Origin of the sequence: Yoonia sp. (assembly GCF_036007805.1) — a bacterium.
GTDB lineage: Bacteria > Pseudomonadota > Alphaproteobacteria > Rhodobacterales > Rhodobacteraceae > Yoonia.
Window position 1 is genome coordinate 1 of record NZ_DASYOK010000021.1, and the last position, 1,929, is coordinate 1,929.

6 protein-coding genes are annotated in these 1,929 nt (G+C 59.4%); 3 read left to right on the forward strand and 3 right to left on the reverse strand.

Translation table 11 applies throughout. The features are described 5' to 3' along the window. Window positions 1-99 precede the first annotated feature (99 nt). Genes VGP75_RS01115 through VGP75_RS01125 form a run of 3 tightly spaced genes read left to right on the forward strand, consistent with a single transcriptional unit; the run spans window position 100 to window position 1,225 of the window. Complete coding sequence (locus VGP75_RS01115) at window positions 100-378, forward strand: hypothetical protein (protein ID WP_327541892.1); 279 nt, start codon at window positions 100-102, stop codon at window positions 376-378. Continuing rightward, on the forward strand, window positions 375-992 hold the full coding sequence (locus VGP75_RS01120) for a M15 family metallopeptidase (RefSeq protein ID WP_327541893.1): 618 nt from the start codon (window positions 375-377) through the stop codon (window positions 990-992). The genes VGP75_RS01115 and VGP75_RS01120 overlap by 4 nt, the downstream gene beginning before the upstream one ends. Then, window positions 989-1,225, forward strand: a complete 237-nt coding sequence (locus VGP75_RS01125; protein ID WP_327541894.1) for a hypothetical protein — start codon at window positions 989-991, stop codon at window positions 1,223-1,225. The genes VGP75_RS01120 and VGP75_RS01125 overlap by 4 nt, the downstream gene beginning before the upstream one ends. Window positions 1,226-1,330: 105 nt before the next feature. Here the strand turns inward: VGP75_RS01125 and VGP75_RS01130 are convergent, their stop codons facing one another. From VGP75_RS01130 to VGP75_RS01140, 3 genes are all read right to left on the reverse strand, one after another. Further along, entirely contained in the window at window positions 1,331-1,495 is a 165-nt protein-coding gene (locus tag VGP75_RS01130; protein WP_327541895.1) for a hypothetical protein, read from the reverse strand. After that, entirely contained in the window at window positions 1,492-1,725 is a 234-nt protein-coding gene (locus tag VGP75_RS01135; protein WP_327541896.1) for a hypothetical protein, read from the reverse strand. The genes VGP75_RS01130 and VGP75_RS01135 overlap by 4 nt, the downstream gene beginning before the upstream one ends. Next, a partial coding sequence (locus VGP75_RS01140; protein WP_327541897.1) for a hypothetical protein occupies window positions 1,722-1,929 on the reverse strand: 208 nt, incomplete at its 5' end. The genes VGP75_RS01140 and VGP75_RS01135, both read right to left, overlap by 4 nt.

Sequence of the window (1,929 nt, forward strand, 5' to 3'; positions counted from 1 at the left end):
GACGCGATATTCTTCTGGGACAAAGACCATTGCCGTAGGTCACATGAAATAGACTTGGCACATGCGCGGGCATTGCTGGCGGCGGAAAGGACTTAAAGAATGGCACAACCTGAAAACTGGCATTTGGACAAGCGCGTGCCGATAGCACTTATTTTCGCAATCGCGGTGCAGACCGGCGGCGCTCTATGGTGGGCGGCATCAATACAAGCCCGTGTTGGGGCCAATGAAACGGCGGTCGAACGGCTGGACGCGGTGACAGAAGCGCAGCGCAACGCCAGCCAAAGTCAAGCCGTCCAACTAGGGCGGATTGAGGAACAACTCAGCGGCCTTCGCGGCGACTTGCGGCGGCTGATTAACCAGCTTGAGAGGTTGCCATGATTACACGCAAATACAGCAAAAGAAGCCTGACAAACCTTCGCGGCATACATCCTGACTTGCGGCGGGTGATCGACCGCGCATTGCAGGAAAGTCCCTTGGACTTCATCGTGATTGAGGGACTTCGGACTGAGGACCGCCAGCGCCAACTTGTGCAGTCGGGGGCGTCTCGCACGATGAATAGCCGCCACCTGACCGGACACGCGGTAGACCTGCTACCTATCGGGCCAGATGGCAAGGCGGCGTTTGATTGGCCCTTGTATCATAAGCTGGGACCAGCGGTCGAAGCTGCGGCGACAAAAGAGGGTGTGGCCCTGACTTGGGGCGGGCGGTGGACAAAGTTTCGGGATGGCCCGCATTTTGAACTCAAGCGCGACGTGTATCCGCCAAGCGACTGGACAACAGGCGACAAGCCGCCCAAAGCCCCGGCGCGACCAGACGACAAGGAAAGCAAAGCCCCAGAGGTTGCAGCGGGCGGCGCTGGTGCCGTTGCTCTTGCGCTTGATGTTGCCCCGGCTGCGTCTGGCGTTCTTGGCCAGCTATCCGACATTGCGCAGATCGTGGCGATTGTCGCGGTCGTGGGCCTTGTCGGCTATATGCTATGGCGGCGCAAATGATTGAAGCCCTGTTGCAGACGATCTTAGGCCCTCTGGGCGGCACACTCGCGGGTCTGGGCGCGGTTATCGCGGCGCTGGTGCTAGGGCGCTGGCAGGGCGCGAAAAGCGAAAGGAACAAGCGAAATGCGGACGAGATCAAAGCGCAAGAACGCGGGCGGCAGGCTGTGCGCGATGGGCGCGCTAGTGGCAACACTCCTGATGAGCGCGTGCGCAACAACGACGGGATGTGGTAGCTACGCTGAGGCGCGGCTTGCTATGCCTTATGAGCCTGTTCCAGCTACCGCTTGGGGCAACTGGATAGCGGACACCGATGATCGAATGACGGGGGCGTGTAGGGGTTAATCATCCCCGCGCGCCTCGCGCCTAATCCTCAGCACATCATCCTTATACTGCCCCGCAATTTTCATGATGTGATCTGCGACCTTTTCGGGAACATGCAGCGGCGGCAGCGTCACATATCCAGCGTCACGCAAGGCGGCTTTGATGCGGTTGCGGGATGTCATGGTGTGGTGTCCTTGTTCAGAGCGGCGCGGGCGGAAATCATCGCCATGATCATCTTGATTGCGCTCCACGAAACTGTCTTGCGTGTATCGGGGTCTATGATTTCGCCTATGTAATCGGCCTTTGTGTCGCCGCTTGGTGCCAGCGCCTCCCGCAACCGCTCTGCCTCCGCTTCCAGTTCCGCAATGCGGGCGGCTAGATCAGCTTTAGTATGCTTCTGATACCAGCTCATGCATCACCCCCTTTCTTGCGGGCGGCTGCACATGCCTCACCAAGCCCGCGCATAGCGTTGCTTACGCCTTTTTCCCATTGCGCGACGGGTTCATATGGGTCGCGCCACTCGTTTATGGCCTGAGACGCTGCGCTGGAAATGTTGGCGATATGCCCCAACGCCGCGTCCCGTTCGGCCTCTGCGGCTATTCGCTTGTTGTCTAGT